General features: G+C 67.1%; 32 protein-coding genes, 1 tRNA gene, 1 pseudogene and 1 riboswitch. Of the genes and pseudogenes, 20 read left to right on the forward strand and 14 right to left on the reverse strand.

The features are described from left to right. The first annotated feature begins 13 nt into the window (after nucleotides 1-13). Nucleotides 14-1,129: a DNA cytosine methyltransferase gene (locus AQI88_RS20550; protein ID WP_067001292.1), complete on the forward strand. Its 1,116-nt coding sequence runs from the start codon at nucleotides 14-16 to the stop codon at nucleotides 1,127-1,129. Here AQI88_RS20550 and AQI88_RS20555 read toward each other — a convergent pair. The 3 genes from AQI88_RS20555 to AQI88_RS43300 all read right to left on the reverse strand — a co-directional run bounded on the left by AQI88_RS20555 (nucleotide 1,126) and on the right by AQI88_RS43300 (nucleotide 3,212). After that, nucleotides 1,126-2,091, reverse strand: a complete 966-nt coding sequence (locus AQI88_RS20555) for a NaeI family type II restriction endonuclease (protein WP_067001294.1) — start codon at nucleotides 2,089-2,091, stop codon at nucleotides 1,126-1,128. The genes AQI88_RS20550 and AQI88_RS20555 overlap by 4 nt on opposite strands. Before the next feature lie 69 nt (nucleotides 2,092-2,160). Continuing rightward, nucleotides 2,161-2,562: a hypothetical protein gene (locus AQI88_RS20560; RefSeq protein WP_067001296.1), complete on the reverse strand. Its 402-nt coding sequence runs from the start codon at nucleotides 2,560-2,562 to the stop codon at nucleotides 2,161-2,163. Next, the gene (locus AQI88_RS43300) at nucleotides 2,559-3,212 is read right to left on the reverse strand and encodes an ATP-binding protein (RefSeq protein WP_107118610.1); all 654 of its coding nucleotides are present in this window, start codon (nucleotides 3,210-3,212) and stop codon (nucleotides 2,559-2,561) included. The genes AQI88_RS20560 and AQI88_RS43300 overlap by 4 nt, the downstream gene beginning before the upstream one ends. A 272-nt stretch (nucleotides 3,213-3,484) precedes the next feature. Between AQI88_RS43300 and AQI88_RS20565 the strand changes: the two genes are divergently transcribed. The 10 genes and pseudogenes from AQI88_RS20565 to AQI88_RS20610 all read left to right on the forward strand — a co-directional run bounded on the left by AQI88_RS20565 (nucleotide 3,485) and on the right by AQI88_RS20610 (nucleotide 10,369). Further along, nucleotides 3,485-4,336: a helix-turn-helix domain-containing protein gene (locus AQI88_RS20565; RefSeq protein ID WP_079057691.1), complete on the forward strand. Its 852-nt coding sequence runs from the start codon at nucleotides 3,485-3,487 to the stop codon at nucleotides 4,334-4,336. 8 nt (nucleotides 4,337-4,344) lie between these two features. Beyond that, the gene (locus tag AQI88_RS20570; protein ID WP_067001299.1) at nucleotides 4,345-4,539 is read left to right on the forward strand and encodes a hypothetical protein; all 195 of its coding nucleotides are present in this window, start codon (nucleotides 4,345-4,347) and stop codon (nucleotides 4,537-4,539) included. 72 nt (nucleotides 4,540-4,611) lie between these two features. Next, nucleotides 4,612-5,466 (forward strand): hypothetical protein, encoded by an 855-nt coding sequence (locus AQI88_RS20575; protein WP_067001302.1) that lies wholly within the window; start codon nucleotides 4,612-4,614, stop codon nucleotides 5,464-5,466. A gap of 448 nt (nucleotides 5,467-5,914) precedes the next feature. Beyond that, nucleotides 5,915-5,962 (forward strand): annotated as a pseudogene (locus AQI88_RS49095) (hypothetical protein); the annotation flags it as partial. Nucleotides 5,963-6,368: 406 nt separating this feature from the next. Next, a complete protein-coding gene (locus tag AQI88_RS20585; protein ID WP_067001306.1) occupies nucleotides 6,369-7,109 on the forward strand; it encodes a DUF6879 family protein in 741 nt (246 codons plus the stop codon). Beyond that, nucleotides 7,106-7,954 carry a helix-turn-helix domain-containing protein gene (locus tag AQI88_RS20590; protein ID WP_067001309.1) on the forward strand — a complete coding sequence of 283 codons (849 nt, stop codon included), beginning with the start codon at nucleotides 7,106-7,108 and terminating at the stop codon, nucleotides 7,952-7,954. Before AQI88_RS20585 ends, AQI88_RS20590 begins: the two co-directional genes overlap by 4 nt. A 206-nt stretch (nucleotides 7,955-8,160) precedes the next feature. Next, nucleotides 8,161-8,598 (forward strand): glycine-rich domain-containing protein, encoded by a 438-nt coding sequence (locus AQI88_RS20595; protein WP_067001312.1) that lies wholly within the window; start codon nucleotides 8,161-8,163, stop codon nucleotides 8,596-8,598. 117 nt (nucleotides 8,599-8,715) lie between these two features. After that, nucleotides 8,716-9,174, forward strand: a complete 459-nt coding sequence (locus AQI88_RS20600) for a hypothetical protein (protein ID WP_067001314.1) — start codon at nucleotides 8,716-8,718, stop codon at nucleotides 9,172-9,174. A 262-nt stretch (nucleotides 9,175-9,436) separates the two neighbouring features. Further along, nucleotides 9,437-9,973 (forward strand): DUF6879 family protein, encoded by a 537-nt coding sequence (locus AQI88_RS20605; RefSeq protein WP_067001325.1) that lies wholly within the window; start codon nucleotides 9,437-9,439, stop codon nucleotides 9,971-9,973. A 159-nt stretch (nucleotides 9,974-10,132) separates the two neighbouring features. Further along, nucleotides 10,133-10,369, forward strand: a complete 237-nt coding sequence (locus AQI88_RS20610) for a hypothetical protein (RefSeq protein WP_067001329.1) — start codon at nucleotides 10,133-10,135, stop codon at nucleotides 10,367-10,369. A gap of 75 nt (nucleotides 10,370-10,444) precedes the next feature. Here AQI88_RS20610 and AQI88_RS20615 read toward each other — a convergent pair whose 3' ends face one another. The 3 genes from AQI88_RS20615 to AQI88_RS20625 all read right to left on the reverse strand — a co-directional run bounded on the left by AQI88_RS20615 (nucleotide 10,445) and on the right by AQI88_RS20625 (nucleotide 12,255). Continuing rightward, nucleotides 10,445-10,681 (reverse strand): chaplin, encoded by a 237-nt coding sequence (locus AQI88_RS20615; RefSeq protein WP_067001739.1) that lies wholly within the window; start codon nucleotides 10,679-10,681, stop codon nucleotides 10,445-10,447. A gap of 134 nt (nucleotides 10,682-10,815) precedes the next feature. Beyond that, entirely contained in the window at nucleotides 10,816-11,652 is an 837-nt protein-coding gene (locus tag AQI88_RS20620) for an inositol monophosphatase family protein (RefSeq protein WP_244184239.1), read from the reverse strand. A 78-nt stretch (nucleotides 11,653-11,730) separates the two neighbouring features. Then, complete coding sequence (locus AQI88_RS20625) at nucleotides 11,731-12,255, reverse strand: GNAT family N-acetyltransferase (RefSeq protein WP_067001332.1); 525 nt, start codon at nucleotides 12,253-12,255, stop codon at nucleotides 11,731-11,733. A gap of 118 nt (nucleotides 12,256-12,373) precedes the next feature. Here AQI88_RS20625 and AQI88_RS20630 point away from each other — a divergent pair, with 118 nt between their 5' ends. Then, nucleotides 12,374-12,916 carry an MOSC domain-containing protein gene (locus AQI88_RS20630; RefSeq protein WP_067001335.1) on the forward strand — a complete coding sequence of 181 codons (543 nt, stop codon included), beginning with the start codon at nucleotides 12,374-12,376 and terminating at the stop codon, nucleotides 12,914-12,916. A gap of 88 nt (nucleotides 12,917-13,004) precedes the next feature. After that, nucleotides 13,005-13,307: a hypothetical protein gene (locus AQI88_RS20635; protein WP_067001338.1), complete on the forward strand. Its 303-nt coding sequence runs from the start codon at nucleotides 13,005-13,007 to the stop codon at nucleotides 13,305-13,307. A 13-nt stretch (nucleotides 13,308-13,320) separates the two neighbouring features. On the opposite strand, the gene AQI88_RS20640 is transcribed toward AQI88_RS20635, so the two are convergent. Then, a complete protein-coding gene (locus AQI88_RS20640) occupies nucleotides 13,321-14,295 on the reverse strand; it encodes a GlxA family transcriptional regulator (protein WP_067001346.1) in 975 nt (324 codons plus the stop codon). Nucleotides 14,296-14,499: 204 nt separating this feature from the next. Between AQI88_RS20640 and AQI88_RS20645 the strand changes: the two genes are divergently transcribed. After that, nucleotides 14,500-14,949 (forward strand): hypothetical protein, encoded by a 450-nt coding sequence (locus tag AQI88_RS20645; RefSeq protein ID WP_067001349.1) that lies wholly within the window; start codon nucleotides 14,500-14,502, stop codon nucleotides 14,947-14,949. A 40-nt stretch (nucleotides 14,950-14,989) separates the two neighbouring features. Beyond that, entirely contained in the window at nucleotides 14,990-16,441 is a 1,452-nt protein-coding gene (locus tag AQI88_RS20650; protein WP_067001745.1) for an alginate lyase family protein, read from the forward strand. A 9-nt stretch (nucleotides 16,442-16,450) separates the two neighbouring features. On the opposite strand, the gene AQI88_RS20655 is transcribed toward AQI88_RS20650, so the two are convergent. Continuing rightward, nucleotides 16,451-17,815 (reverse strand): SGNH/GDSL hydrolase family protein, encoded by a 1,365-nt coding sequence (locus tag AQI88_RS20655; RefSeq protein ID WP_067001352.1) that lies wholly within the window; start codon nucleotides 17,813-17,815, stop codon nucleotides 16,451-16,453. 209 nt (nucleotides 17,816-18,024) lie between these two features. Here AQI88_RS20655 and AQI88_RS20660 point away from each other — a divergent pair, with 209 nt between their 5' ends. Continuing rightward, on the forward strand, nucleotides 18,025-19,338 hold the full coding sequence (locus AQI88_RS20660; RefSeq protein WP_067001749.1) for a DUF445 domain-containing protein: 1,314 nt from the start codon (nucleotides 18,025-18,027) through the stop codon (nucleotides 19,336-19,338). Between the two features lie 46 nt (nucleotides 19,339-19,384). Beyond that, nucleotides 19,385-19,987: an RdgB/HAM1 family non-canonical purine NTP pyrophosphatase gene (gene rdgB, locus AQI88_RS20665; protein WP_067001355.1), complete on the forward strand. Its 603-nt coding sequence runs from the start codon at nucleotides 19,385-19,387 to the stop codon at nucleotides 19,985-19,987. A gap of 51 nt (nucleotides 19,988-20,038) precedes the next feature. On the opposite strand, the gene AQI88_RS20670 is transcribed toward rdgB, so the two are convergent. The 4 genes from AQI88_RS20670 to bcp form a co-directional block, all read right to left on the reverse strand. Then, a tRNA-Leu gene (locus AQI88_RS20670) sits at nucleotides 20,039-20,122 on the reverse strand. Then, nucleotides 20,122-20,784, reverse strand: a complete 663-nt coding sequence (locus tag AQI88_RS20675) for an HNH endonuclease signature motif containing protein (protein WP_079057694.1) — start codon at nucleotides 20,782-20,784, stop codon at nucleotides 20,122-20,124. Before AQI88_RS20675 ends, AQI88_RS20670 begins: the two co-directional genes overlap by 1 nt. An 8-nt stretch (nucleotides 20,785-20,792) precedes the next feature. After that, nucleotides 20,793-21,455, reverse strand: coding sequence for an HNH endonuclease signature motif containing protein (locus tag AQI88_RS20680; RefSeq protein WP_067001361.1), 663 nt, complete (start codon nucleotides 21,453-21,455; stop codon nucleotides 20,793-20,795). Nucleotides 21,456-21,598: 143 nt separating this feature from the next. Then, nucleotides 21,599-22,066, reverse strand: a complete 468-nt coding sequence (gene bcp / locus AQI88_RS20685) for a thioredoxin-dependent thiol peroxidase (protein ID WP_067001364.1) — start codon at nucleotides 22,064-22,066, stop codon at nucleotides 21,599-21,601. A 93-nt stretch (nucleotides 22,067-22,159) separates the two neighbouring features. Here bcp and AQI88_RS20690 point away from each other — a divergent pair, with 93 nt between their 5' ends. The 3 genes from AQI88_RS20690 to sugE all read left to right on the forward strand — a co-directional run bounded on the left by AQI88_RS20690 (nucleotide 22,160) and on the right by sugE (nucleotide 23,394). Next, nucleotides 22,160-22,489, forward strand: a complete 330-nt coding sequence (locus AQI88_RS20690; RefSeq protein ID WP_067001367.1) for a DUF3618 domain-containing protein — start codon at nucleotides 22,160-22,162, stop codon at nucleotides 22,487-22,489. Between the two features lie 43 nt (nucleotides 22,490-22,532). Next, nucleotides 22,533-22,892 (forward strand): GroES family chaperonin, encoded by a 360-nt coding sequence (locus AQI88_RS20695; RefSeq protein ID WP_067001370.1) that lies wholly within the window; start codon nucleotides 22,533-22,535, stop codon nucleotides 22,890-22,892. An 81-nt stretch (nucleotides 22,893-22,973) separates the two neighbouring features. After that, nucleotides 22,974-23,042, forward strand: a riboswitch (guanidine-III (ykkC-III) riboswitch). Between the two features lie 31 nt (nucleotides 23,043-23,073). Further along, nucleotides 23,074-23,394 carry a quaternary ammonium compound efflux SMR transporter SugE gene (gene sugE, locus AQI88_RS20700; protein ID WP_067001751.1) on the forward strand — a complete coding sequence of 107 codons (321 nt, stop codon included), beginning with the start codon at nucleotides 23,074-23,076 and terminating at the stop codon, nucleotides 23,392-23,394. Here sugE and AQI88_RS20705 read toward each other — a convergent pair. Further along, the gene (locus AQI88_RS20705; RefSeq protein WP_159050368.1) at nucleotides 23,388-23,963 is read right to left on the reverse strand and encodes a PASTA domain-containing protein; all 576 of its coding nucleotides are present in this window, start codon (nucleotides 23,961-23,963) and stop codon (nucleotides 23,388-23,390) included. The two genes, sugE and AQI88_RS20705, sit on opposite strands and share 7 nt — an antisense overlap. Nucleotides 23,964-24,067: 104 nt before the next feature. Continuing rightward, the gene (locus tag AQI88_RS20710) at nucleotides 24,068-24,451 is read right to left on the reverse strand and encodes a hypothetical protein (protein ID WP_067001376.1); all 384 of its coding nucleotides are present in this window, start codon (nucleotides 24,449-24,451) and stop codon (nucleotides 24,068-24,070) included. Nucleotides 24,452-24,469 lie beyond the last annotated feature (18 nt).

Here is a 24,469-nt window from a genome sequence, read left to right on the forward strand (position 1 = left end):
TAACCTGTCCAGCATGGCTAAGCGCATTTCCATGATCGACCTGTTCGCAGGCTGCGGCGGCATGACCTCCGGCTTTGTCGCCGCAAATGGGTACAAACCGGTCATGGCAGTCGAGTGGGACCTTCACGCCGCGGCGACGTACGCGGCCAACTTCGGCGAGTCCCACATGCGCTGGGGAGACATCCAGGACATCAAAGATGATGAGATCCCAGCGGCTGACGTAATCATCGGCGGGCCGCCCTGCCAGGGCTTCTCAAACTTGGGTACCAGGGATGTGAACGACCCACGCAATAAGCTGTGGAAGGAGTACATCCGCTTCGTCAGGCACGCCCGCCCCAAGGTCTTCGTCATCGAGAACGTCGACCGCTTCCTCAAGTCCTCCGAGTTCTCACTGCTCCAGGCCGAGGTTCGCCACGGCGGCTTGCTCGAGGGATACGAGTTGACCTACGGCCTGCTACTGGCCGCAGACTACGGAGCGCCTCAGCGGCGCAAGCGCACGATCGTGATCGGGTCTCGCATCGGCAAGATCCCTCTCCCCGAGCCAACCCACGGCCAAGGCAATCCCATGGGGCTCAAGAGTTGGCGCACGGTTCACGATGCCTTCAAGGGGAAGCAGCTACTCGACGTGCCGACCGTCAAGGCACTCCCCGACTCGTCCGTTTCGTTCTTCGGTGAGAAAGTGCCGGGAATCTACAAGAGCGAAGACCTGCACATCGGGCGCACTCCTACGGACGTTTCACTGCTCCGGTACGCACACGTTCCGCCAGGAGGAGGACGCTTCGACCTCCCGGAAGAGCTGTTGCCCAACTGCTGGAAGAACAAGCCTTCCGGAACCACGGACGTCATGGGCAGGATGCGATGGGACGAGCCTTCGCTGACCATCCGGACCGAGTTCTACAAGCCTGAGAAGGGGCAGTACCTGCACCCCCAGTGGGAACCCGGCCCAAATGGCTACCGAGTGGATCGCCCCATCACTCATCGAGAAGCCGCACTGCTCCAGACCTTCCCCGACACCTATCTGTGGTGCGGTACCAAGATTCAGATTGCGAAGCAGATCGGCAACGCTGTCCCGGCTGTCCTTGCCGAGGCCATTGCGCGTCAGATCAAGCCGTACATCCTGAGTGCTTAGTAGTCGATGGCGGGTGCCGGATGAGGTGCCTCATCCGCCCTCGCCGTCACGTACGAGATTCCGCCGATCCAAGCCAGCGGCCGTCCGTCCCCTGTATTCGGAGCGGGGACCAGACGTGTCGCTATCCACGTCCCCTTCTCCGGGGTTGGCAGTCCCAGAGCTGCTGCCACACGAGGGCTGTCCTTCTGATGCCCCAGAATGACTACACCCTCCGGGCCGAGTCTGTGTCTCGCGTCCCGCACCCGCTTTGGTGCATCCAGCTGCTTCGCGACGGTCACCACGGCGTTCCTGTCAATGATGCGCCCATGAACGTACTTGAACAGTTGGTCCACTCTGCTCTGCCCCACAGGTACTCGTTCCAATACGTCCCGAGTGGCGGAATCGAGCCCCAACAGCAGATTGCTCTTCAGCTTCCCCTCGCGGCAGAGCCACTTTATGTGACTCCGTCCGGCAAGAGAAATTGAACGCTTCCCGTCCTGATTACCCCCTCTGGTCAGGACGTCTTCCGAAATGCGTATGATACCGACTTTGAAGCTGGACATCCGGTCGTTCGCGGCCATCAGCAGGCAGAGGTGCCCCATCGCCTCACGAGGGATCATCCACTTCCCTTCGAGCGAGAACTTGGCGTCCACCTCCTGATCACAGATCCGATAGTCCATATCGTCTCCGTATGGCAGATTGAAGGCGGCGCGACAAACAATCTCGACCTTCGTGCCGAGATAGGTCTTCTCCGTCTTCTCAAGGGTGTCAACGTCGTACCTTCCGGTCCTCTGCCCGTCGAGCACTTCGTCCATGGCTTGCCTGAACACAGAGGAGAAGCGGCTCTCCAAGTCGGTGTGGCCCTCGAACCAGCGCGTCACACGCTCGACACCGCTGTTCTGAGCCCCATCAACTGCCGATGCGGCCTCTGCAGACGTAAGGCCGCGCGGGTCATCGAACAAGGCGTTGTCATCCATCGACATGGTGCCACCCTAGAACGCAGCCATCGCCTTTCTCCACACTGTGCGGTCACGAATCAGACGCGCGAACCGTCAATCCGTACAGGCTTGTTGGAGAAGCACTCGCACCTGCTGCAGTTCTGAAGCCACCCGCAACCACGTGTACGCGCTCAATCCAGCCCTGGCACGCCGTGCAATCTCGGCCAGGCGCCCCAGCACGTGATGTGCGGCCTCGATACCTGCCATACCGTCGGGAGGCTCAACTTCACTCCACGTGAACCTCGTTGAGGCGAGAACCAGGTCCTCCGTGACAGCAACCGTCAGCAGAAGCTCTCTCTCGGTGGGACTGGTGGCCAAGGACAGCACCTCCACGCCGTCCAAGAACCCGGCCTCCCCCGCAACTCGGCACAGCACCCGCAGCGAATCCGGGTCACGCCAACCGATATTGAAGACGTTGGCCGGATCGGAGTGCCCGCCCGCGCTCCCGGCGTTCATCGCACCGGTCCGGGCGCGGCAGCCTCAAAACGCTCCTGCGCCCTCTCGAGCGTGGTCTCTGGATCCAGGCCATGAGCCTGGATCCAGAGCAAGAGATCTGCAATCAGATCGACAGCTCTCTCGGCGGCTCGGTCAGCGGCCAAACCACCTGCCTCTGCAGGGCAGGCAACGGGTACGCCGTACGAGGTAAGCATCCCGTCAGCGCGCGAGACGCGATGGTCGCGAATGTGCCCGTGCGGGGACGTGAGTGCTGTGGCCAACTCGCACCACGTGACCTTCCCTTCTACACCGAGGCGAACACCCCAACACTCAGACACCGCATCGATGAGCGCGAGACCCCGCCCGCCTTCTGAGTCGGCTTCCGCTCGGCCCAGCGTCGGCAGTTGCCCCATCCCCGGGTCCTGTACCTCCAGATGCAGATTGGTGCCGTTCATGGAGACGGCCAGCGTGGCTGGGACACCTACTCCCACATGCTTGATTACGTTGGTGACCAGTTCACTGACGCAGAGCTGGGCCTGCTCCAGCACACCGAGGAGACCCCAGTGGGTCAGGTGACTTCGCATGATCCGGCGCAAGGCAGGAACCTCTCTCGGTGTCGCCACAAAGGGAACCTCCCACCCCTTCCGACGTAGACAGTTTTGGTGGTTCACGTGCGGCCTCCTTGAATCAGTGGGTGTGTGCGTCGATCCAGCACCACGTAGCGATCAGTGGCTTGTCACCCCGGCGCAGGCCCGCCACTCCCAGGGCAGGAGAAACTCGACAGACATGCGCGATGCACTTCTGGTCGCTGAGCGTGAGCGGCTCAGTGCTCAACGTAGGCCGCTCCAGGTAAATTTGCCATGGGTTTCGGCAAATTAGCTCGATCGTGGTTCATGGCGGGAAGACACGGCAGACTGCGTCTGAGCACGACGGAAGGAACGGCATGCCTCCGAAGGCTGTCCTCACACAGCGACAGAAGCGCCTCGGCCACGAGTTGCGCAGGATGCGCGTGGCTGCAGGCATGTCCGCAGAGCAGGCGGCGAACCTCCTGGGCGTCGACCGCGGAAAGATCTCCAACATGGAGTCCGGGGTCCGGAACATCAGTGAGGAGCGTCTGCGCACCCTGGCTCATCACTGCCATTGCGACGACGAGCAGTACGTGGCCGCACTGGCCGAGATGGCCTCCGCCGGCACCCAGGGCTGGTGGGAGCAGTACCGCGGAGCCCTACCCCAAGGCTTGCTGGACATCGCCGAGTTGGAGTCGCGAGCCGTTCGCATGCGCGCCGCGTGCACGGTCCACGTTCCTGGCCTGCTTCAAACGACCGACTACGCCTTCGCGGTCTTCCGCGCCGTCCTCCCCCATCTCCCGGAGCACGAGGTGGCGATGAGAGCGGCCCATCGCAGCCGCCGCCAAGAGGTACTCGCCGCCGAGGCTGCTCCGACCTTCACCGGCATCCTGCACGAGGCGGCGCTCCGCATGCAGTTCGGCGGGCCTCGGGTCGCCCGTGATCAGCTCGAACATCTCCTTGACCAGTCCGAGCAGCACGGCCTGACGGTCTTGGTCGTCCCCTTTACCCACGGCGCCTTTCCCGGCGCGGGTCAGACCGTCCTGTACGCAGAAGGGCCGACGGAGCAACTCGACACCGTGCAGATCGACAACTCTCACGGCCCGGACTTCCTCTACGGGGAGGACGAGCTGGCCAAGTACCGTACTCACTTGGACCGGATGGAGGATCTGGCGCTGTCCCCCGACGACTCAAGGGACTTCATCCACACCATCGCACGTGAGCTCTAGGAGACGTCATGTCCGAGATCCAGTGGGAAGAGCCGTTCTGCGGAGAAGGCAACTCATGCTTCCGGATAGGTGTCGACGCGACCGGCAACGCATATATAGCGGTGCACGGCGAGGAGGACCGTTTCATCACGGACAGCCGAGACGCCCTGCGGACCATGATCCTCGACATCAAGGCAGGTAAGGCGGATCACTTGCTCCGCTGAGGCCCTCCAGGGGCGACCACCGACCTCAGGAGCACAGCCTCTGCATAGAGTCCGACTGCTACGGTCGCCCCTATGGCGCTCTCGGTATCAGCTCGATCCGTCGACCTGCGGAGCGAACCGGTTGATCAAGTGCTCGATCACGTGGATCGGTCGCTTCAGACTTGTCTGGATCGCAATACGGTGGTGCGTAAGCGCCGCACAGTCGGGGCGCGAACGGATCGCGGCACGTGGGTACGTATCGAACGGCGGACGGTCGACAGCATCGGAGTCCAGGGCTGGAACGGCACGGAGTGCGCCGCTCGCCTGACGGACATCGCGCAGCCCGCATGGCTCGGCTGCATGGTCTGGCAGGACTCGGACGAGCCTGCCATGTGGCGGGCCGACGAGACGGGACTCCTGCCTGGACCCCCGATCGGAACCGCTGTGCTCAGCGAAGCCCCGGTACTGCTGGACAAGTGGTGGCAGGCGCTGAACGCCTCGTTGGACGCCCTGGCCGGCCAGGAGACAAGGCGCATCGCCACGCCTGACACGGTCACGATCACCCAGGCGCTCGTTACCAAGTCGATCCGCAGTGTCTTCCCTGATGGCTTCGATGCGACGGTCGAGCGATGGGTGCCCGCCCACGCGGATCTGAACTGGGCCAATATGACGGCGCCGACGTTCAGCCTCTTCGACTGGGAGGACTGGGGGATCGCACCCCTGGGGCTGGACTCAGCGTCACTGTGGGCAAGCTCCCTTGCGGTCCCGGCTCTGGCCGATCGCGTACGGCGAGAGCGCCGGTGCGACTTCGAGAGCCGGGACGGCAAGCTGATGACGCTGTTCGTGTGCTCGAAGATCCTTGGTCGGGACGCGCATCCCGAGGACCCTCGGCTGAATCCTGCACGCCGGATGGTGGAGCAGGTCATCGAGGAGCTTCAGAGGAGCTGACCGCGCAGCCGGGTTCGCAGGAGGTCCCGGTACTCGTGGATCGCCTGTTCATCGATGTCGCCGGCCAGCGCACTGATCAGTTCGACCAGGTGCGCGGGGTTCATCAGTGCCTACGGCGACGGTGCTGTGCGCGACTCCAAGTGTGAGACGGCCCCGTCATCACTGTTAGTAGCGACGCGTGGCGCGCCTTCCTGGGCGGTGTCCTGGGGCACGGACCTTTGGCGCACTGACGAGGGAGTCTCTACAGCGGTACTCGTTCCGTCGTAGGACACTCCTCGTAGGACAACGGACAGCAAGGAGCAGACGATCGTGAGCGCACAGTACGCGGACGCGCCCGGGCCTGCGGCGCTGCCGTTGAAGACCATCGGCGACATTTCGAGCCGCTCTTCGGTCCGGACACGGCTTTCCGGGCGACCGGGAGTCCTTTGAAGCAGATCTTCAGCGTGCACTGGAGGCATCGTCGGAGACGGACCTCAACGCTGTCGCAGCGGTCATCGTGGACTACCGGGGCAGGATCCGCCTCTACCAGGACCCCGACTTCGACATCGCCGTGCAGGAGGGTATCGACCTCGCGGCCCGGTTGAAGCAGGAGGCACGGAGCCAGTGAGCGGCGTGATCGCGGCCGTGACAGTACGGGCGGCCGACCGGGCGAAGCTCTCGGGGCCGAGCAGGCGTGCTGGAGACTCCTCGGGGCCAATGCCGGGCTCAACGCGCAGCCGAGGCCCCGCATGATGACGTCATGAGCCCTGAGGAAACGCTGAGCCGATAAAGGCGCCCGGCGTCATGTCCGCTTGCGCGCAATCTGCGCCCACCGAGCAGGACGCGCAATCTGCTGCAATCCTCGAGTCCGCCCGTCTCTGCACCCGCATCCTGGATCTCCAACCGAGTAAACGGAGGGCCACATGACGCTCAGGTTCATCGGCACGACCAGCGACGACGGCGACTGTCCCACCCTGTACGACATCGAGGGCACGGACGAGATCCTCGTCCAGGGCGAGCGCGAGACCGACCCCGAGCACCTCGCCCAGCTGCGGGACGTCAAGGAGTCCGAGACTTTCGTCCGCGTACCGCGCAGCCTGCTCACCCGGTACGCACCGAGGAGCAACGCCCCGGAACTCCAGCCGTTCGCCTCAATCTCTCACCTCTTCCGCGACTTCAAGCACACCGCGTGGCGCCTGGAGACGCGCCGCGGCTATGCCTCTGACCGCAACAACCCCAAGTGGTCCCGGTTCCTCGCGGGCGAGGACATTGCCCACGGCGCCGACAACGCCTGGCGGGAGAACGTCCGCGCACAGACGGCCCTGGGCAAGCGGTTCGAGCGCGTCCGCCTGATCGACCAACCGCTCACCCGAGGGCAGGAGTTCCTCCTCGCCAGCGCGCCCAGCAACGTCGCTGCGGGCGAGGACATCCGCAACCTGACGCGCGTCATGGCGGAGGAATTGCGGCTGCCGGACTACGACTTCTGGCTCTTCGACTCCAAGATCCTCGCCCGCTTCGCTTTCGACAACGAAGACACCACCCTGGGCGTATATGTCACCGAGGACCCGGCCGACGTCCTCGCCGCCTGCCAGGCCCGGGACGCCGCCTGGCATCACGCGGTCCGTACCGAAGAATTCGCCAGGCGGGTACGTTCCACCGTGTGAGTACGGACTTCCAGACCGCCAGAGAAGCCCTCGGCGCGCGCCTTCGCGAGCTGCGCGCCGAGGCCGGTCTGGAAGGCAAAGACCTTGCCGCCGAGCTGGGCTGGCAGCCGTCGAAGGTTTCCCGGCTCCAGAACGGCAAGCAGACTCCAGCCCCGGCCGACCTGACCGCCTGGGCACAGGCCTGCGGCCGGCCGGACGTCGAGGCTGAGCTGCAGGGGCTCCGGGCCGGGCTGGAGATGAAGCAGCGGCACCGCTCATGGCGGCGCCAGCTGGCGGGCGGACACCGTGGCCGCCAGGAGATCGCCGTGCGCCAGACCGAGGCCACGAAGATGATCCGAGGGCTTGAGGTGTCGCGCGTCCCGGGGCTGTTCCAGACGCCGGAGTACGCCCGTGTCATCTTTGACGCCAACGCCGAGTTCCGAGGCATCCCGCCCACGACCGAGGCCGCTGTCGAGGCTCGGATGCGCCGCCAAGAGGCGCTGTACGACCCCGAGAAGACGTTTCGGTTCCTGGTGTGCGAGGCCGCCCTGTACCACCGCTCATGCCCCGTGGACGTGATGGCTGAGCAACTGGACAGGTTGTACAACCTGGTGGGCCAGCGCCGGATCGAACTCGGCATCCTTCCGTTCGGCACGCAGTTGCGCCGTACGGCGCCGCATGCTTTCTGGATCTACGACCGCAGACTGGTCATTGTCGAGACGATCAGCGAAGAGCTGTGGCTCACCGGCGAGGACGACATCCAGTTGTACGAGCGGGCCTGGGACTGGCTGGCCGAGGCCGGCGAGTACGGTGCGCCGGCACGTCGCCTGATTGGCCGGGCAAGGGCGTCCTTGGACCTCGGCTAGGCAATCAGCCGCAAGAGCCGTGCCTCCGTGGGCAATCACGCGCAATCGCCGAGCGGAAGCGCAATTGCACTGCATAACGTCCTGGTCATGGCCACAAAGCCCGCCAAGTCCCTCTTGCACGCAGGCCAGGACTGGCTCCTGTCCTGCACCCGAAACCCCGCCAACGTGCAGCGCACGTGGGCCGCCAGCGCTCAGGAGGCCACGAGATGACCACCACTGTCGCCACCACAACGCGCACGGGCCGATCTCTCGTCGCCGACGCGGACTTCGACATGCTCACCGGGTTCTGCGCCGCCGAATACGGCTTGGAGCGCTGCGTCGCCGACCGCGTCATGGACCAGGCCCTCGCTTTGGTCTACGTCATGGGCACGACCGGCTCGGGCGCCACCATGGCCCCCTCTCAGCAGGTCGACCCCGGATGGCACACCCTCATCCTCCACACCGACTGGTACGCCAACTGGTGCCACGAGCAGTTCGGGTACTTCCTGCACCACCAGCCGAACAGCAAGACCCGCACGCGCGGCCTGATGACCGATGTCGTCACCAAGATCCAGGAAGCCGGCTTCGAGGTCGACGCACGACTGTGGGGCACAGCCGCCGAATGCAACGCGCCCGCCTGCTGCGGCGACGGTCCCTGCTGCTGACCCCTCCCGACCGTCCCCTGGATAGGGCGGGCCGACCTCTTGTGCGTTGGCCCGCCCATCCTGCGCCAGAACGGACCCACATCCGTGCCCCTCACGGAACTGACCGCAACCAGCCGCGTGACCGTCTTCCTCCTCGAAGGCCTCACCGTCGCCTACACCACCCAGTCCAGCGACCAGCGTTGCCTGGGCGACATCGGACTCGTCACCATCGCCGGTGAACTCAGCGAGGGCGAGGAGCTGTGGCACCTCGCAAGCGATCTCGGCGGTCGCAGCAACACACAAGAGCAGGCCCGATGGATCCTCACTCAGGCCAGCCGCGCCCGCATGGTGAAGTCCGGCGACCATCCGAACGCGACGTGGACGGCGCACATCCGCCGACGCGTCGCACTCGATGCGCTCTTCGCGAACCACAAGGTACTGCTGACCGGCCGGATCAAGCCAATGGGGCCAGAAGGGATGAGCCCTCGCACATCAACGGCTCTTTCTCTGGCTATGCGCGCCGCTCAGCTCCGAAGCTCCGCGTCTGACGTAAACGTGGAGCTGCGTCGGCATCAAGAAGATGCGCACACGTTGTGAGCGAGGAAACGAACGCAAACCTCTTTGCCGACCGCCCCTTGATGACCGTACGGGTCTCTCATGACTCAGGGCAGACCTGGGGGCCCGAGCTGGCCGTGCTCAACTCCGATGGCCTCGCTCCGCTGGTCACCTCGGAATGGCCCCCGTGCCAGTGTCCCCGCTGCGCGGGACGTGCAAGCTGCTCGAACCGCTGAAGGTTTCTGAACCGTTCGAAGCCTGAACTCACCTTCCTTATCCGTGTAGTTACCGAAGGAGATTGACCATGCCCGAAGCTGGCCCTGAGCCTGTATACCTGGACGGCAACGAGTGGAATGCGTACTTCGACGAATTCAAGCACTCCGCGTTTCGGCTCGAAGTACATCAGACGTACACGCTGCCTGATGAGGCTGAGACCTTCCGTTCTTTCTTGGCCGGAGAGCCGATGCCGGACGGCTTCAACGAGCGCTGGCATCAGACCATCCGCAGCAACACGGAGGCAGGGCGGACCATGATCCGCGCCAAGATCGTTCGTCGGCCGATCACGCCATACAGCCGGTTTCTTTTCGGGTGGGGCATCGCTGGAAATGTCGCAGTCGGGGAGGACTACCGCATCCTTGATCTGACCGACCAGCCGAATCCCGGACTACCCGAACAGGACTTCTGGATGTTCGACGAGACGACCGTCGTCCACCTCAACTACCGGCCCGACGGCACACAGATCAATCGTGAGTTGATTCGAGAGCCGAACATCGACAAGTATCTCGCGTGGCGGGATCTCGCCCTGGAGAGTGCCATTCCGTTCCACGCCTATCAAATGTGAGACAGGCAGGAGCGATTCTGAAGCGCCCGGTGACCTGTGAGTGGCGCGGCTTTCCGAGGTGCGGCCGGTCGTATGGGCTGACTAGTCCATCAGTGCGTACGCATGCGCATGCGTACCGGGGACATGGGAAGTCATGCCGGGAAGCGATCGGAGGCAGTCATGACAGGTTTTCTCGACCGGGCCAAGGAACAGGCTCAGAGTGCCCTGAACCAGGGCAAGCAGAAGGTGGACGAGCTCCAGCAGCAGCGCGCCGGCAATGATCTGCTGAAGCAGCTCGGTGCGGCGTACTACGCCGAGCAGCGTGGCAGTGGGTCGGGGCAGGCCACTCAGGAGGCCCTCTCCGCTTTGGAGGCCCACATCGCCGCTCATGGGGACGGATTCCTGCGCGGGGCTTGAGCCCGCGGGACCTCGCCCGTGGTCACGCGGTCCGGCACGCGGCGAGGTGCCGCGTGCCGGACCAGCAGGCAATTCCTAGTCGTTGACGCAGGTGTTGCCGAACGTGGGGTTGAGAAGCCCGACGATATCGATGGAGCTGCCACACACGTTGACCGGCACGTGTACGGGCACCTGAATCACGTTGCCGCTCACGACTCCGGGAGAGTTCGCAGCAATGCCGTCGGCCCCGGCATGGGCGGCTGCGGCGCCTGTGCATCCGAGGACAGCGGTAACAGCGAGAGCAGCGGCAGCCAGGGTGATACGTCCACGCATGGTGTTCTCCTTCATGTGGAGGGCAATCGCTCGATAGCTCTCCCGGCGTTCGACAGGAAAACGCCGATTCAGGAGCAGTCCGGAGAAACCACTCGTTCAGTTGGAAGTGCCGCCAACTCGGCTATGTACAGGGCCTAGACATCGCCTGTCTGGATCGTGCTCCATAGTTCCGCCATCTCCTCCGCCACCCCTGGCGCCGACAGCAGCAACGGCTCGTCGTACGCCGGAAGCTGCGGGAGGGCCACCGCTCCCGCCTCCCTCGCGATCAGGTACGCAGGCAGGCCGTCCACCGCGTGGAATTCACCGATGGCTGCGACGGTGGCTCGGCCTGCCGCTACCTGGGCCAGGGAGAGTGCCGTCGAGCCCATCACCCTTGCCGTGCAATGGCGGTTCGACAGAGCCGCCAAGAGCAGGTCCAGGCCCGGCCAGTGGGCGTGGGCTGCCCATTCCGTCAGGAAGACGTGGCCGGTGAGGGTGGTGTGGGTGGCCGCGTGGATCGGGGTGCCGTTCAGATGGGCGCCTCTTCCTCGGATTGCCGTAAAGGTCTCGTCCCGCCAGGGGTCTGCCACCAAGCCGAGCAGAGGTGTGCCGTCGGGGGCCGCCAGGCCCAGGGAGAAGGAGCACCAGCCGATGCCGTGGGCGTAGTTCGTGGTGCCGTCCACCGGGTCCACGACCCAGTAGGGGGCGTTGGGGGTGGCCGGCTCGTGGGTGCCGTACTCCTCGCCCTCGATGCCGTGGGTCGGGAAGGCCGCTCGCAGGACCGAGCGGACGTGTGCCTCGATCGTCTCGTCCGTCTGCGTGACGATGTCTGCCGGGCTTGCCTTCTCTCGTACCTCGCCGCCACGCGGGCGGCGGATCGCCTCCGACGCCCAGGCGGCCAGGTCGGTCGCGACCCTCAGGGCTCGGTCGAGGTCCGGGTCCGGGCCGTCGTCGTTCAGGTCCTGATCGGGATCCGGGTCACGGTCGTTCACAGGGCTTCACCGCCGGTCTGGTCGGGGACGGTCCTGAGGTCGGTGGTTCGGTGGTTCGGTGGTTCGGAGGTGTCGAAACTACTCGCCCTCAGGCCGTACGGCCTTCTCCAGGAGCGTGAACGACTTGGGTGTGCCGCCCGGCTGCGGCTTGGCCGGCTTGTGGCCGGTGATCTGGTAGCCGGCGTTCAGGTAGTACGTGTTCAGGCGTGCGTTGTCGGCCAGGCAGTCCAGGCGTGCCAGCGTCCGGCCTGCCGCGGCCACGCGGCGCTCCGCGGCTCGCAGGAGCAGTCGGCCCGTTCCGGGCGGGGCACTGCTGCGGTTCACCATGAGGCGGTGGATGTATCCGGCGAACGGCTGCTGCGGTCCCCAGGCGTCCTCGTCCTGCCACCACAGCTCCCAGGCCCCGGCCAGGTGGCCGTCGGCCTCCGCGAGCCAGACCTCTCCGCTCTGCATGATCCGGCGGAAGTGGTCCTCGTCCAGCTCGCCCGGCTGCCACTGGCCGGTGATGCCCTGCGCCAGCATCCAGCGGGCGGCGTCGTCCCGCAGGTGAACGAGAGAGGCAACGTCGGCGTCGTCGGCGAGGCGGAAGCGTATGTCGTTCACGACGCGATCTTCGCATGGGGTGCGAGTGGTGGGCCGTGGGTGATGGTGGGGGTGATCGGGCCCGCGGGTTAGGCTCTCGGCGGATCCTGGAGTGGGGCGCGGAAACGGGGGTTGCCGTATGAGTGGAAACGTCACTGCTGTGAGCAGCAACGGGGAGTACTCCTTCACCAAGCCGAACCGGGAGAGCATCACTCTGCTCGCCGGGCTCGGGGTCGAAGGGGACGTGCATGCCGGGGTGACCGTCAAGCATCGGTCCCGGGTTGCCCAGGATCCGACTCAGCCCAACCTGCGGCAGGTGCACCTCATACATGAGGAGCTCTTCGAGGACGTTGCGGGGAGTGGGTTTCGGGTGGGGGCCGGGGAGCTCGGCGAGAACATCACCACCCGGGGGATCGATCTGCTGGGGCTGCCCACCGGGACCCTGTTGCGGATCGGGGACGAGGCCGTCGTCGAGGTGACCGGGCTGCGTAATCCCTGTGCCCAGATCGACAACTTCCAGCGCGGGCTGCTGAAGGAGGTCGTGGGGCGGGGTGAGGACGGACGCGTCGTGTACAGGGCCGGTGTCATGGGGGTCGTGCGGGTGGGGGGCGTTGTGCGGCCCGGTGATCTCGTTGCCGTAGAACTGCCTCAAGGGCCGCATCGGGCTCTTGAGCGGGTCTGAGCGGGACGCTGCGGGTTAGCCTCGGCGCGGACAAAGGCACAGCAAGCAGAAGCAAACAGAACAGACTCAGGCACACGAGGAGGCAGTCATGGCCAGGGTTCCCAGCGCGGTCGTCGCCGCGACCGGGCTCGTCGGCGGATACGGCGTCGCCCGCTGGACCAAGAAGCGGCAGCTCGGCGGGGCCGTCCTGGCCGTCGCGGGGGCCACCGCCGCGCAGCAGTGGCGCAGGCAGGCGGGCGGGAAGGCCGCCGGTGCGCTGACCGTCGCGTACGTCGCCGCGTTCGCCGGGTCCCACCCGCTGGCCAAGAAGGTCGGCGCCTGGCCGTCCGTCCTCGGCGTCGCGGGCGCCGTGGCCCTGGCCTCCTGGGCCGTCGCCGACCGACGGGGCTGAGCCGGCAAGAACGCTACGACGCCCCGCCCGACCCCTCCCCCGCCGACCGGAACGACCGCCGATACGCCTGCGGGCTCGTCCCCACCACGCGGCGGAAGCGTTCCCGGAAGGCCGTCGGTGAGCCGAAGCCCGCCTGTACGGCGATCCGCTCCACGGGGTACGGCGTCGTCTCCAGCAGGTACTGCGCCCGCCGCACCCGCGCCCGGTGCAGCCACTGCAGCGGTGTCGTACCGGTCTGCTCGCGGAAACGGCGGTTGAGGGTGCGGCTGCTCATGCGGGCCTGTGCCGCGATCTCGTCCAGGGTGAGGTCGCGGTCGCAGTGGTCCTCCAGCCAGGCCAGGAGGGGCTCCAGGGTGGCGCCGGCAGGCACCGGGGGCAGGTCGTGGACGATGAACTGGGCCTGGCCGCCCTCCCGTTCCAGCGGCATCACGGACATCCGGGCCGCGTGCGCGGCGACCGCCGAGCCGTGGTCCTTGCGGATCATGTGCAGGCACATGTCCATGGCCGCGGCGGCGCCCGCCGAGGTGAGGAACTGGCCGTTGTCGACGTAGAGGACGTTCGGGTCGACCGTGATCTTCGGATGCATCGCCGCGAGGTCCGCGGCCGCGAACCAGTGCGTCGTCGCCCGCCATCCGTCCAGCAGGCCGGTGGCTGCGAAGACGAACGCGCCCACGCAGATCGACGCGATGCGCGTACCGTTCGCCGCCGCCGCGCGCACCGCCTCCGCGACGCCCGGCGGCAACGGCACGGTCGGGTCGGCGACGCCCGGCAGGATGATCGTGTCCGCCTCCGCCAGCACCTCCAGGCCGTACGGCGCCCGCACCGCGAAGACACCCGCACCGGCGCTCACCTCCCCGGCCGGGGAGCAGACCCGCACCCGGTAGGCGGGGCGGCCGTCGGGCAGCCGGGCCCAGCCGAAGGTGTCGATCGGGACGGAGAGGTCGAACGGGATGACCTGGTCCAGCGCCAGAACGGCCACGGTGTGCATGGCGAGAACGTAGCAGTGCGACGGATTGTCGCCAGCCCGACGGCCGGCCCCTCAGCCCGCCAGGCAGGCCCGGAACTCGCCCGCCCCGACCAGAGGCGCACCCGCACCCTGGCGCCTATGGCGCCGATGACGCTGGCCGGAATCCGTCGGTGCCTGGCAATCCCGCCACTTCTCCAAGATCCGCCGACCGCCTAACGTCCCCCCGTGACCAAGTTCCTCCTCGCCGTCCACGTCCTCGCCGCGATCGTCGCCATCGGGCCCGTCACCGTCGCCGCCAGCATGTTCCCGCCCGCCGCCCGCCGGGCCCTGGCCGCTCCGGACGACGCCCGGGCCGCTCAGACGCTGCACCTGCTGCACCGGATCTGCCAGGTCTACGCCGTCGTCGGCGTCGTCGTCCCGGCCTTCGGGTTCGCCACCGCGAGCAACATGGGTGTGCTCGGCAGCGCCTGGCTGGTCGTGTCCATCGCGCTCACGGCCCTGGCCGCCCTCGTGCTCGCCGCACTGGTGCTGCCCGCCCAGACCGCGATCGTGGAGGGCGGCGGTACGCGCGAGAAGACCGTACGACTGGCCATGTTCACCGGGGCGTTCAACCTGCTGTGGGCGGCCGTGACGATCCTGATGATCGTGCGGCCGGGGTCGACCACCGGAGCCTGAGTTTCTGTTATCGGCGGGCGCTCGCGTGCGTCTCCGGGGCATGCACGTGACCTCTCAGACCCTCAGCCGCCGCAGCCTCATCAAGGCCGCGGGCATCGCGACCACGGCAACGGCCCTCGGTACGAGTACGACACCGGCCGCCGCCGACACCGCCTTCGCGCACCCCGGCCTGCTGCACACCCGTACCGACCTCGCCCGCATGGCGGCCAAGGTGAAGGCGGGCGCCGCGCCCTGGAGCGCCGGGTACGCGAAGCTCACCGCCAACCGGCACGCGCAGAGCAGCTGGCGGGCCAACCCGCAGACGACCGTGTACCGGGGCGCGGGCATCCCGCAGAACTACCAGATCCTCTACAACGACCTGCACGCCGCCTACCAGAACGCCCTCCGCCACCACGTCGGCGGGGAGCAGGCGTACGCCGACACGGCCGTAGCCATCCTCAACGCCTGGTCGCACAAGCTCACCTCCCTCGCCGGCTCCGCCGACCGGTTCCTCGCGGCGGGCCTGTACGGCTACCAGTTCGCCAACGCCGCCGAACTCGTCCGCGACCACCCCGACTTCGACCTGCCCGCCGCCAAGAAGCTGCTCACAGACGTCTTCTCCGCGCCCAGCGAGTCCTTCCTCACCCGGCACAACGGCGCCGTCATCACCAACTACTGGCCCAACTGGGACCTGTGCGCCCTCGCCTGCGTCCTGGCCACCGGCATCTTCTGCGACGACCGCGGCCGGGTCGACCAGGCCGTCGCGTACTTCAAGCAGGGCTCCGGCCTCGGCTCGGTCCGCCACGCCATCCCGGTCGTGCACGACGACGGACTCGCCGAGTGGCTGGAGGCCGGCCGCGACCAGGGGCACGCCCTGCTCGGCGTGGGCCTCATGGGCACCATCTGCGAGATGGCCTGGAACCAGGGCATCGACCTCTACGGCTACGACGACAGCCGCTTCCTCAAGGGCGCCCAGTACGTGGCCAAGTGGAGCCTCGGGGAGTCCGTGCCGTACACGGCGAACACCCGCAGGAAGGGCGCGATCGGCGGCTGGTCCGGCAGCGAGACGGCCACCGCCGCCGCGGCCGCCGACCCGGCCATGCCCCGCCCGATCTGGGCGATGATCGCCAACCACTACACCAAGCGGCGCAGCCTGTCCGCCTCCTACCTCACCCGCATCGCCGCCAAGGCCGCGCCCGAGGGCGGCGGCGGCGACTACGGCCCCAACAGCGGCGGCTACGACCAGCTCGGCTTCGGGACGCTGACCTTCACCCGCGACCGCAGCGCCCAGTCCCGGGCCTCGGACTCCCCCAGTCCCGCGGCCCCGGCCGCCGGCTCCGGACCGCGTCCGCAGACGGCCTCCCCGTCCCCGTCCTCCGGCAAATCCACGGACCTCGCCGCGACCGGCACCGCCGACGTCGTCGGCTGGACGGCCGCGGCGGGCGTCACCGCCGTGGCCGGAGGGCTGCTGCTGCTCCGGCGGCGGGGGCGGAACCGGCCCTCGGCTCAGTGACGGCAGCCCCTACAGCTCCGCCTGCCCCGCCCCCTTCAGCGCGCCCAGGTCGAACACCTCGCCCATCTTGGCGAAGCCCAGGTCGCTGGGGTGCAGATGGTCGCCGGAGTCGTACTCGGGGCGCAGGCGGCGGGGGTCGTAGGGGTCCTTGAGGGCCTTGTCGAAGTCGACGACGGCGTCGTACACCCGCCCGGCCCGGATCTGGGCGTTGACCTCCCGGCGCACCGCCTCCCGGGCCGGGGTCCAGCCGCGGTGGCCCCTGAAGGGCATGAGGGTGGCGCCGACGACCTTCAGGCCGCGGGCGTGGGCCTGGCGGACCAGGGTGCGCAGACCGTCGGCGATCCGGTTCGGGTCGGCGAGGTTCGGGTTGCGCAGGATGTCGTTGATGCCGAGGTCGATGACGACGACCTTGACGTTGGTCCGGGAGAGCACGTCGCGGCCGAAGCGGCCGACGCCGCTCTGGTTCTCGGCCGGGCGGCCGAGGCCGTCGGCGAGGACCTGGTTGCCGCTGATGCCCTCGTTGACGATGCCGTAGCGGGGCAGGGCGTCGCCGCTCTCGACGGCGGTGCGCAGGCGGCCGGCGAGGATGTCGGGCCAGCGGTGGTTGGCGCCGACGGTGGAGGTGATGCCGTCGGTGATGGAGTCACCGAAGACGACGACGGTGCCGGTGGCCTCGTTGCTCAGGACGTCGAGGGCCGTCAGATAGCGCCAGTACGGGGTCTGTTCGGTGTACGGGGTGCCGGTCGCGTCCTCGGTGCGGTCGCCCTGGGCGACGTAGGACACCTGCCGGGCGTGCGGGTGGTAGGTGACCGGGCCGGACGGGGTGGGCGAGTAGGTGGTGACCAGGACGTCCGTGTCGTGCGGGATGGTGAGGTGCACGGCGTCGCTGAGTATGTGGCCGCCGGCCGGGATGACGACGCTGGTGCTGCCGTTGAAGCTGAGGCGCCGCATCGTTTCTGCGTCGGCCGCGGCGGTGCCGTCACCGGTCGACAGCGCAAGGGAGGCGTGCGTGATGGTCAGCGGGGACTGGCCGTAGAGGTTGGACAGCGTGATACGGGCACTCGTACCGCCCGTGCTCGCGTGCACGATGTTGCGCACGGAGCGGCCCGCCATGCCACCGGTCTCGGTGCCCGGCTCGCCGCCCACCGGCGCCGTGGACCAGGCGCCGACCCAGCTGCCGGTCGAGGCGGGAGCGACGGAGGAGCCGTGGTGCGGACGGTCGCCGGCGGCGCTGGTGCGGAGGGTGCCGTCATCGGCCGCCACCGTGACGTAGATGGCGGCGGACACAGCCACGACCAGCGCGACGAGCGCACTCAGGACGGCACTGTGCCTTGCGGGGGACACCCCCGCACCCCCGTCATGACGCTTGGTCATGCTGGTGTTGTTCTCCTCGGGAGATGGGAGCCCGAGGCTCCGATCAGATGAGCCCATGATGCGTCATGGACTCGGGAGACCTGACAGGGCCCTGCCCAAACCCCCGTCCGAACAGACGCCGGGAACTCTTGTTCCGTTCCGGGAGTCGGTCAGGAAGGGACAATTGTGTGCGGGATCACCGACCAGGTGGAGCTGAACGGGTGGAGCTGATGGAACGTACGGAGACCGAAACACCGAGCCGGACGACGTCGTACCGGACCATGACCGCCTTCACCCCGGCCGACGAGGAGCGCCGGCGCGGGGTACGCCGGATGAAGCTCACGGCGACCGGACTGCTGCTCTTCGTGGCCCTCGTCTACGTCCTGGCCAAGTGGGGCTCGCACGAGGGCGCGGGCCCCTGGGCCGGATACGTGGCCGCCGCCGCCGAAGCCGGCATGGTCGGCGCACTGGCCGACTGGTTCGCGGTCACCGCACTCTTCCGGCACCCGCTCGGCCTGCCCATCCCCCACACCGCAATCATCCCGACCAAGAAGGACCAGCTCGGCATCTCGCTCGGCGAGTTCGTCGGCGAGAACTTCCTCTCCCAGGACGTCGTACGACAGCGGCTGCGCGCCGTCGGCATCGGCAGCCGGCTCGGCACCTGGCTCGCCGAGCCCGAACACGCCGACCGCGTCACGGCAGAGCTGGCCACCGCACTCCGAGGCGCCCTGACCGTGCTGCGCGACTCCGACGTCCAAGCAGTCGTCGGAGAAGCGATCACCCGGCGGGCCAACGCACAGGAGATCGCACCCGGCATCGGCAAGATGCTGGAGAAGATCGTCGCGGACGGCGGGCACAGACGCGTGGTCGACCTGGTGGTGACCCGCGCCCACGACTGGCTGATACTGCACCGCAACGACGTGATGGTCGCCGTGGAGGGCGGCGCACCCGGCTGGACCCCACGATTCGTGGACAAGAAGGTCGGCGAACGCGTCTACAAGGAACTGCTGCGCTTCGTCACCGAGATGCGCGACATGCCCTCCCACCCCGCACGCGGCGCCCTCGACCGCTTCCTCACCGACTTCGCCTCCGACCTCCAGTCCGACACCGACACCCGGGCACGCGTGGAACGCCTCAAGGGCGAGGTGCTCGGCCGCGGCGAGGTACAGGACCTGATCGCGTCCGCCTGGACGGCCGTACGATCCATGATCGTCGCGGCGGCCGAGGACGAGCGCAGCGAGCTGCGGCTGCGGGTGCGGGCCGCCCTCCTCTCCCTCGGCACCCGGATGGCGAGCGAACCGAAGGTGCAGGACAAGGTCGACAGCTGGGTCGAGGGCGCGGCCGTGCACATCGTGACCACCTACCGCAAGGAGATCACCTCCCTGATCACCGACACCGTGGCCGGCTGGGACGCCGAGCACACCACCCGCAAGATCGAGGCGCACATCGGCCGCGACCTGCAGTTCATCCGCATCAACGGCACGGTGGTGGGCTCACTGGCGGGGCTGCTGATCTACGTGGTGTCGCGCGGGCTCGGGGCCTGACCGGCCCACTCCGGCGGCAGGGGTGGCGCCAGGGATACTGACCCCCATGACCCGCTTGATCCTCGCCACCCGCAACGCCGGAAAGATCACCGAGCTGAGGGCCATCCTCGCCAAGGCCGGACTCCCCCACGAACTCGTCGGCGCGGACGCCTACCCCGACGTCCCCGACGTCAAGGAAACCGGCGTCACCTTCGCCGAGAACGCCCTGCTGAAGGCCCACGCCCTGGCCCAGGCCACCGGCCTGCCCGCCGTCGCCGACGACTCCGGCCTCTGCGTCGACGTCCTCAACGGCGCCCCCGGCATCTTCTCCGCCCGCTGGGCAGGCCGCCACGGCGACGACAAGGCCAACCTGGAACTGCTTCTGGCCCAGCTGTCCGACATCGCCGAGCAGCACCGGGGGGCGCACTTCGCTTGTGCGGCGGCGCTGGCGTTGCCGGATGGGAGGGAGCGGGTGGTCGAGGGGCAGCTGAGGGGTGTGCTGCGGCATGCGCCGGTGGGCACGAACGGGTTCGGGTACGACCCGATCCTTCAGCCGGAGGGCGAGACGCGGACTTGTGCCGAGCTGAGCGCTGAGGAGAAGAACGCGATCAGCCATCGGGGGGAGGCGTTTCGGGCGTTGGTACCGGTGGTGCGGGAGTTGCTGGGCTGAGGACGCAAAAACGGCCTGCGAGTCGCACCTTCGATTCGCAGGCCGTTCATGTGCGGCGGAAGGGATTCGAACCCTCAAGCCCGATCAAGGGCCACAGATCCTAAGTCTGCTGCGTCGCCGTTGCGCCACCGCCGCTAGCCGCCTGCCATCGTACCGGGAGTCGCTGGCCGCCTTCTGCCTCCCCTGCACCAGGTGCTGGTGATCGCGTGGCAGTTGGGGCACAGCAGCCGAAGATTCTCCCGGCGGTTGTCGCGCCAGTCCCCGTTGATGTGGTCGATCTCGAGCGTCATGGGCTTCCCAAGCCACTCGGCGCCAACACCACACCTGGTGCACTGCTCGGGCACGCCGACTTCGAACAGCGCGCGCCGCAGGCGTTTCGTTGCGATGCGGTGTCCGCCGTCGTGCCGTACCAGCACGTCCTCCGGCCGCTTGGCATTCCCACCCGGCTTCCCTCGCTGATGTGCCTGGCCCAAGAAGTGGGCAGTGACCAGGTCGTCGGCGGCGATCCACTTGTGCACCCTCGCGCGTTGTGCGCCGTTGTTGGCAAGACCCAGGCGCCGAAGCACTTCTGCAACGGAGTTCGACTCGCTGACAGCCGCCCGCAGCTCATCCTGCGTGGGCCGTGCCTTCCTGCCGCTGGGTGGAAAGTGAGAAATGTTGATCGCGAAGTGCGCGAATCGCTTCACGAGGTAACTGCGGAGGTAGCTATACGGCCGGGCACCGAAGAAGGCGATGACCTCGTCGAGGCTGGAGCACTGCTCGGCCGCCTGCGTCAACCGCTCACGGGAGTACTCCATGCGGCTGCTCATACGGCGCCAGCCCGAGCACGCCCCTTGCCACGCCCCCGATAACTGTCCGTCGTCGAGTGACAGTTAGGGCAGAGGAACCGCAGATTCTCGATGCGGTTGTCCCGCCAGTTGCCGTCGATGTGGTCGACCTCCAGCGGGAGCGGCTCGCCAAGCCAGACCGGTTCGATGCCGCAAAGGGCGCAGCGCTCCTCCACGCCCACCTCACTCATCGCCCTCTTGAGCCGTTGGCTCGGGATTCGCAGGGCGTGCGCCGACGCGTCCTCCACAAGGATGTCCGCTGCCGTTCGGCGCCGCTGGTTGAACCTCATGCGCTCGGTTCGGACCACCGACGTGAAGTGCGAGGTATCGATGCCATACGCCTTGATCTTGCGGCCGATGTGCGTGTGATGCCCGCCAACGACCTCCAGCCCGAGACGGCGCAGCACTTCGTTCAAGCTGATCGAAGCGGCCACCGCCTGCTCAAGGACCTCCCGCGTCCACTTCACCCCCTCCCTCTCGAAGTGCGACACATCCACACCCAACTTCTTCATCCGCTCGAACACGTACCGCCGCGCCGAACTCCCCGGATCCACCCCCAACCTCTCCAACGCCTCCGACAAATTCCGCGCCCCCCGAGCCGCCTCCTCCAGCCGCTCCTTGGTGTACGCACTGGCCCCCATCGAGCCCCCTCCGTTCCGGGCGTGCGTTCGCCGCCCGTACGGAGTAACGAACCGGTTATCGGACAGTCACGCCTGAAATGCGAAGCGGCCCGCACCAGGTCACCCTGGTGCGGGCCGCCAACGGCAGAAGCAGAAAGGGAGCCTCAGATCCCCAGGTCCTTGATGATCTTTGCTACGTGGCCCGTGGCGCGGACGTTGTACAGGGCCCGTTCGACCTTGCCCTCCTCGTCCACGATCACCGTGGAGCGGATGACGCCCATGTATGTCTTGCCGTAGTTCTTCTTCTCGCCGAAGGCGCCGTAAGCGTCGAGGACCTTCTTGTCGGGGTCGGCGAGGAGGGTGACCTTCAGGGACTCCGCCTCGCGGAACTTCGCCAGCTTCTCCGGCTTGTCGGGGGAGATGCCGATGACGTCGTAGCCGGCGCCGGCCAGGAGGGAGAGGTTGTCCGTGAAGTCGCAGGCCTGCTTGGTGCAGCCGGGGGTCAGGGCAGCCGGGTAGAAGTAGACGATGACCTTGCGGCCCTTGTGGGAGGAAAGGGACACCTCGTTACCGTCGGCATCCGGGAGGGTGAAGGCGGGGGCCACGTCCCCCGGCTGGAGTCGCTCGCTCATCGGGCCAGCGTAACCGGGGGGCCTTGCCGCGCGGTGCGGCCCGGAGCTGACAAACTGTCCGGAACAGCATCAGGAGACTTCGGAGGCCGTACGGTGGCGGACACGTCGGACACCAGAACCCCGGCGCAGATCGAGGCGGACATCAAGCGCCGCCGTGATGTGCTGGCCGAGACGCTGGACGAGATCGGGGTGCGGGTGCATCCGAAGACGATCGTCGGGGATGCGAAGGCCAAGGTCGCCGCCCATGTCGATCACACGGTCGGGCGGGCCTATGTCCAGGTCAACCGGGTGGTGAGTGAGGTTCGGGCGCAGTTCGTCGACGAGGAGGGCGGGCTGCGGATGGAGCGGGTCGTGCCGGTCGCGCTGCTCGCCGTCGGTGTCGTCGGGCTGTTCGCGGTGGGTGGCCGGCGGCGTAAGGGCTGACCCGGGGGCGTACGGGCCGGGCGAAGACAGGTAGGTTCGAGGCGTGAGCGCCAACAGAAATGTGCACAGCACCCCCCATCACGACAAGCTCCCCATCCGGATGCTGCACGACCGGGTTCTGGTCAAGCAGGAGACCGGCGAGGGCGAGCGGCGGTCGGGGGGCGGCATTCTGATTCCCGCCACCGCGGCGGTCGGGCGGCGGCTGGCCTGGGCCGAGGTCGTCGCGGTCGGCCAGAACGTGCGGACGGTGGAGCCCGGCGACCGTGTCCTGTTCGACCCGGAGGACCGGGCCGAGGTCGAGGTGCGGGGTGTGGCGTACGTGCTCATGCGCGAGCGGGATCTGCATGCCGTGGCCGCGGACCGTTTCGAGGGGTCGGAGGACTCCACGGGCCTGTATCTCTGAAATCGGCGATCTCTGATCGGCGATCTCCGGATCGATGGCGAAGAGGGCTGGTGACCGTTGTCACCGGCCCTCTTTGTCGTTCGTTTGCTATGTTCGAAAGTGAGCCCGACGAGACGCGCCGTACCGGGTCAAAGGCAAAGACGACGCACCCCGTACGCATGAAGTCTCGGAGGTGCTCGTCATGGCCTGGGTTCTGCTCGTCGTCGCCGGCCTGCTGGAAGTGGGCTGGTCGATCGGGATGAAGTACACCGACGGGTTCAGTCGGCTCGTGCCCAGTGTGTTCACCGGTGCCGGGATCGTCGCCAGCATGGTCCTGCTGTCGTACGCCGCGAAGTCCCTGCCGATCGGTACCGCCTACGGCGTGTGGGTGGGCATCGGGGCGGCCGGTGCGGCGGTGCTCGGCATGGTGGTGCTGGGTGAGCCGGTCACCGCCGCCCGGATCTTCTTCGTCTGTCTGCTCCTGGTCGCCGTGGTGGGGCTGAAGGCGACCTCGGGTCACTGACGGCACTTCGTTCCGACGAACAGTTTCACCGTTCCCGTGGGCACTGCTGCTGCGCCCTTTTCGGGTTGCTGATCGCAGACGCTCAGCCCGGCGAGCTTGCTCGCATTCACTTCACGGGTTTCGTTCGTGGCATCGTAGAAATGGATGCGCGCGGGCTGGTATCCGGAGTACAGAATTTCACGCTTGGCGTCCTCGGCACGCTTGCCCGCAACATCGGGAATCCTGGACGTTGCCCCCTTGCCGCCGATGCTGCGCGGGCACCGAGTGGAGCTCTGGACGACGTAGAACTTCACGGCCTGCATCTCGGGAACTGACTGCTGGAAACAAATCGTGTAGCGGTCCGCGGATTCAACATCGATGTAACGGCGCTGGTCTGTCGCGTCAACCGGCGAGACACCCAGACTGGCGTTGACTGCGCCGTCGATGCCTTGCTTCAGCGTTTTACCGACAGCCGACTCCATTTTAGGAAGCCGCCTGTGGCTCTCCTTTTTCGCACCCGTATTGCAAGCAGCCAGCAGGAAGGACATCGTGATCACGCCCCCCAGCCGTGCGAGATGCCTTGCCTTCATTGCGCCTCTCCCTCAGTGGTCGGATACAGAAAGGTGCAGGGGCCTGAGATCATTACTCAGGCCCCTGCTGTCAAAACGCGGTACCGCGATGAGGTGATGGCGAGTTACGAGGTCGAGACGGTCGAGGTGCTGAGGCAGGGCCAGATCAGTCCGCCGGTCGGGGTGCCCTGCCAATCGCCGAGCATCGCACCGAGTGCAATCGCCCTGTTCTCCGGCAGATCGAGATCCCAGGTCTTCACCGTGCCGTTACCGCTGTGATTCCAGTAGTAATACTGGGTGCCGTTCTCGATGATGCCTACGGCGGAGTGCCCATCCGCCTCGATGTCGTAAACCTTCAGGACGTCACCGTAAGTCTTGAAGGTGGACTTCGCTCCACAGCCAGGCGCCGCGTACTCGGTGTACGTGGTGTCGGCATATGCGGCAGTGGAGGTGAGAGCGATGCCGGCTGCTATGCCGCCCGCCAGGACGGCTTGCATCATCTTCCTCATGATTTCCCCCTTTTGAAC

The organism is Streptomyces cellostaticus, from assembly GCF_001513965.1.
GTDB lineage: Bacteria > Actinomycetota > Actinomycetes > Streptomycetales > Streptomycetaceae > Streptomyces > Streptomyces cellostaticus.

Bases quoted from the DNA above. Each gene is read 5' to 3' on its own strand.
- AQI88_RS20565 (WP_079057691.1), top strand. From the start codon at position 3,485: ATGCCTCCGAAGGCTGTCCTCACACAGCGACAGAAGCGCCTCGGCCAC.
- AQI88_RS20595 (WP_067001312.1), top strand. From the start codon at position 8,161: ATGACCACCACTGTCGCCACCACAACGCGCACGGGCCGATCTCTCGTC.
- AQI88_RS20675 (WP_079057694.1), bottom strand. From the start codon at position 20,784: ATGGAGTACTCCCGTGAGCGGTTGACGCAGGCGGCCGAGCAGTGCTCC.
- AQI88_RS20630 (WP_067001335.1), top strand. From the start codon at position 12,374: ATGAGTGGAAACGTCACTGCTGTGAGCAGCAACGGGGAGTACTCCTTC.
- bcp (WP_067001364.1), bottom strand. From the start codon at position 22,066: ATGAGCGAGCGACTCCAGCCGGGGGACGTGGCCCCCGCCTTCACCCTC.
- AQI88_RS20570 (WP_067001299.1), top strand. From the start codon at position 4,345: ATGTCCGAGATCCAGTGGGAAGAGCCGTTCTGCGGAGAAGGCAACTCA.
- AQI88_RS20710 (WP_067001376.1), bottom strand. From the start codon at position 24,451: ATGAGGAAGATGATGCAAGCCGTCCTGGCGGGCGGCATAGCAGCCGGC.
- AQI88_RS20575 (WP_067001302.1), top strand. From the start codon at position 4,612: ATGGCGCTCTCGGTATCAGCTCGATCCGTCGACCTGCGGAGCGAACCG.
- AQI88_RS20560 (WP_067001296.1), bottom strand. From the start codon at position 2,562: ATGAACGCCGGGAGCGCGGGCGGGCACTCCGATCCGGCCAACGTCTTC.
- AQI88_RS20605 (WP_067001325.1), top strand. From the start codon at position 9,437: ATGCCCGAAGCTGGCCCTGAGCCTGTATACCTGGACGGCAACGAGTGG.
- AQI88_RS20655 (WP_067001352.1), bottom strand. From the start codon at position 17,815: ATGACCAAGCGTCATGACGGGGGTGCGGGGGTGTCCCCCGCAAGGCAC.
- AQI88_RS20610 (WP_067001329.1), top strand. From the start codon at position 10,133: ATGACAGGTTTTCTCGACCGGGCCAAGGAACAGGCTCAGAGTGCCCTG.
- sugE (WP_067001751.1), top strand. From the start codon at position 23,074: ATGGCCTGGGTTCTGCTCGTCGTCGCCGGCCTGCTGGAAGTGGGCTGG.
- AQI88_RS20650 (WP_067001745.1), top strand. From the start codon at position 14,990: ATGCACGTGACCTCTCAGACCCTCAGCCGCCGCAGCCTCATCAAGGCC.
- rdgB (WP_067001355.1), top strand. From the start codon at position 19,385: ATGACCCGCTTGATCCTCGCCACCCGCAACGCCGGAAAGATCACCGAG.
- AQI88_RS20615 (WP_067001739.1), bottom strand. From the start codon at position 10,681: ATGCGTGGACGTATCACCCTGGCTGCCGCTGCTCTCGCTGTTACCGCT.
- AQI88_RS20635 (WP_067001338.1), top strand. From the start codon at position 13,005: ATGGCCAGGGTTCCCAGCGCGGTCGTCGCCGCGACCGGGCTCGTCGGC.
- AQI88_RS20680 (WP_067001361.1), bottom strand. From the start codon at position 21,455: ATGGGGGCCAGTGCGTACACCAAGGAGCGGCTGGAGGAGGCGGCTCGG.
- AQI88_RS20555 (WP_067001294.1), bottom strand. From the start codon at position 2,091: ATGTCGATGGATGACAACGCCTTGTTCGATGACCCGCGCGGCCTTACG.
- AQI88_RS20550 (WP_067001292.1), top strand. From the start codon at position 14: ATGGCTAAGCGCATTTCCATGATCGACCTGTTCGCAGGCTGCGGCGGC.
- AQI88_RS20660 (WP_067001749.1), top strand. From the start codon at position 18,025: ATGGAACGTACGGAGACCGAAACACCGAGCCGGACGACGTCGTACCGG.
- AQI88_RS20705 (WP_159050368.1), bottom strand. From the start codon at position 23,963: ATGAAGGCAAGGCATCTCGCACGGCTGGGGGGCGTGATCACGATGTCC.
- AQI88_RS20585 (WP_067001306.1), top strand. From the start codon at position 6,369: ATGACGCTCAGGTTCATCGGCACGACCAGCGACGACGGCGACTGTCCC.
- AQI88_RS20640 (WP_067001346.1), bottom strand. From the start codon at position 14,295: ATGCACACCGTGGCCGTTCTGGCGCTGGACCAGGTCATCCCGTTCGAC.